The sequence below is a fragment of the Methylophaga sp. UBA1464 genome (assembly GCF_002325665.1).
In the GTDB taxonomy this organism is placed as follows: domain Bacteria; phylum Pseudomonadota; class Gammaproteobacteria; order Nitrosococcales; family Methylophagaceae; genus Methylophaga.
The window spans coordinates 15,491-18,306 of sequence record NZ_DCSO01000058.1 but is presented as its reverse complement, the minus strand read 5'-3'; the positions used below and the strand labels follow the sequence as shown (position 1 = coordinate 18,306).

The window sequence follows — 2,816 nt, the reverse complement described above, 5'->3', positions numbered from 1 at the left end:
CGAGCCGTTTAATGAATTATCGGATGAAACCAAAGATATGCATCGTGCCATCGTATCGTTGATGGAAGAGCTGGAGGCTGTTGACTGGTACAACCAGCGGGTAGATGCCTGCAAAGATGCGGAATTGAAAAAAATTCTTGAGCATAATCGCGATGAAGAGAAAGAACACGCTGCGATGACGCTGGAATGGATTCGTCGCAAGGATAAAAAAATGGATGAGCAATTACGCGATTATTTGTTTACTGAAGGTGAAATCACCCATCATCACGATTAATCAGATATTAAATAATTGACGACAATTCGCGGAGGTGATTTCAGCAATATGAGCGATGGATTCACCGCGCAATTGACTGAGCTTTTCCAGGATAACCGGAATATTTTCGGGGGAATTGCGCTCCCCCTGATGACCACAAAGCGGCATATCAGGAGCATCGGTTTCCAGCACAATCTGCGATAGTGGCAACTCAGTAAACAGGCGTTGCAGCCTTTGTGCCCTTGGGTAGGTTAATGCACCGCCGATACCTAATAGAAAATTAAGTTTGCGGTATTGCTCAGCTTGCTGAGCGCTGCCGCTGAACGCATGGACGATGCCGCCAGGTAATTGTTTTTGGCGTAATAGTTTCAACACCTCATCATGGGCTTTACGCACGTGCAGGATAACCGGCAAAGCATATTTAACGGCAATATCCAGTTGGGCATCAAACAAACTTAACTGGGCAGCCATATCGACATTTGAAACATAAAAATCCAGGCCGATTTCTCCGATTGCTATCGGCTTGTATTGTTGTACAGCGTCATCCAGAAGTTGCACAGCATCATCCGGATGCTCATCCATAAACATCGGATGACATCCCAAAACCAGCGAAAGCATTGGCGAGCTTTGACATAATTTAACTTGCTTTTGCCAGCTACTGACAGTGACACCGGGTATGACAATTTTTTCGATACCGGATTGAAGGCAGTTTTGCAGGATAGTGTCGCGGTCTGTATCAAATTCGCGAAAGTCGAGATGGCAATGACTGTCAATCAGGTGCAACATGTTAATACTGCCTTTATAAACAGAGGAACACTTTATGTCTGAAATCTATCATGAAGCCAGTAAGCCACATGAGCGCCTAATGTTCAACGTGGCGATATTTCATTTTTTTGTTCCGGCCATTTTGTTTGGCACCCGAAACCTGTGGTTAATTTTCTCATTATCGCTGCTGGGTTCCCTTGTGATGATTGGCTCAATAGCCTATAAAGCGTACAACTCACAAGACCAGACTGCATTGGTACAAGCCCATTGGAAACTTGCCTGGAAACGATGTTGGTACTTGCTGGGTGCTTATCTGGTTGCCGCCGTCATATTTGGTCTTGGTTCATTTTTACTCATGTCACAAGCCGATGAGAGCATGCGATTTATTCAGCGTTCAGTGCTCGGTTGGTTTGCTTTAGTACCGATTTCATTGACGTTAATCGCCTTGATTGTGCTGGAGGGGAGTGCATTGGTGCAGGCACGCAAAGGCGTGATGCCTTCAGAGATGAAACTGTAATCAAACAGTTTTAATCGAGCGTAATGATTTCAGTTTTTGCCAGCCCCTCTCCACGTGGGTCACTGGCAGCACTGAGATTGCGGGTTGTTTTATCGGCAACAATCACCTGCATATTGCCAAATTGCCGGTTTAATATATCCAGTTGATGACCCCGGTGGATCAAATCATCTTGCTCCGCCTCACTAAAACCGGGCGTTTCCATTTGTATCCGGTCTGGCAGATATTGATGATGTAATCGAGGTGCAGTAACAATTTCCATCGCGTCCATACCGTCGATGAAATGCAGGATACCTTGCATCACCATGGTAATAATCCGGCTGCCACCCGGGGTGCCGATGACCAGTAAACGCTGATCATCCTCAACAAAACTGGGGGTCATACTGGAGAGGGGGCGTTTGCCTGGTTCGATCGCATTGGCCGATTCACTGACCAGCTCATACGCATTCGGGCTGCCAATTAAGGCAGAAAAATCATCCATTTCATTATTAAGTAATACGCCAGTATTGCCAGCGACAAAGCCGCTGCCGAAAGGCAGATTAATACTTAGGGTGGCGGAAACCCGATTTCCGTAATGATCGACTATCGAAAAATGGCTGGTGTCTTCACCTTTATTACTGAATTCATCCGGTAAATCATCACTTTTGCTGGCAGCTTCTGCATCAATATCGGCAGCCAGCTGCGCCGCGTAGTTGGCATCGGTTAAATAATCCGGCACCTCAACAAAATCACTGTCGCCTAAATGTAGAGTGCGTTCGCGATAGGCCCGGCGCATTGTTTCAATCAACCAATGTCGTTTTTGTTGGGCGGTGGCTTGCAGGTAATCCAGTGTATTCAACTGATTCAGCATTAAGCTGATTAATTGTCCGCCTGCTGATGGTAAAGCTGCTGTGGTGATGGTGTAACCAGCAAATTGTGTTTGCACTGGTTGGCGTATTTTCAGTTGGTAATTGGCCAGATCCTGTTGGGTCCAGATACCACCGGCAGCCTGCACCGATTCGACCATCTGTTGAGCGATATCCCCCTGATAAAAACCATCGCGCCCTTTCTCGGCAATCGCTTCGAGGGTGTTGGCTAAATCCTGTTGAATAATTACCGTGCCTAATTCGGGAATGTCATTGCCATCCAGAAAGATTGTTTTAGCTTCGGCATTTAATGCCTGTTTTCTAAACCCCATATACCGCTGATAACGTGGTGTAACCGCAAAGCCTTCTCTGGCATAACGAATAGCCGGGGCTAAAGTTATCGATAACGGCAACTTGCCATAATGTTGAGTTAAATAAT

At 46.2% G+C, this 2,816-nt stretch carries 4 protein-coding genes; 2 read left to right on the top strand and 2 right to left on the bottom strand.

All coding sequences use genetic code 11. The features are described 5' to 3' along the window. Positions 1–274, top strand: a 274-nt coding sequence (locus B3O33_RS07220) for an encapsulin-associated ferritin-like protein (protein WP_292363290.1), incomplete at its 5' end; no start/stop codon positions are given. On the opposite strand, the gene B3O33_RS07215 is transcribed toward B3O33_RS07220, so the two are convergent. Further along, complete coding sequence (locus B3O33_RS07215) at positions 275–1,039, bottom strand: TatD family hydrolase (RefSeq protein ID WP_292361602.1); 765 nt, start codon at positions 1,037–1,039, stop codon at positions 275–277. 34 nt (positions 1,040–1,073) lie between these two features. Here B3O33_RS07215 and B3O33_RS07210 point away from each other — a divergent pair, with 34 nt between their 5' ends. Continuing rightward, positions 1,074–1,535 carry a hypothetical protein gene (locus B3O33_RS07210; RefSeq protein WP_292361603.1) on the top strand — a complete coding sequence of 154 codons (462 nt, stop codon included), beginning with the start codon at positions 1,074–1,076 and terminating at the stop codon, positions 1,533–1,535. Positions 1,536–1,545: 10 nt separating this feature from the next. Here the strand turns inward: B3O33_RS07210 and B3O33_RS07205 are convergent. Next, positions 1,546–2,816: gamma-glutamyltransferase family protein (locus B3O33_RS07205; protein WP_292363289.1), on the bottom strand; the 1,271-nt coding region annotated here is incomplete at its 5' end.

Bases quoted from the DNA above. Each gene is read 5' to 3' on its own strand.
- B3O33_RS07215 (WP_292361602.1), bottom strand. From the start codon at position 1,039: ATGTTGCACCTGATTGACAGTCATTGCCATCTCGACTTTCGCGAATTT.
- B3O33_RS07210 (WP_292361603.1), top strand. From the start codon at position 1,074: ATGTCTGAAATCTATCATGAAGCCAGTAAGCCACATGAGCGCCTAATG.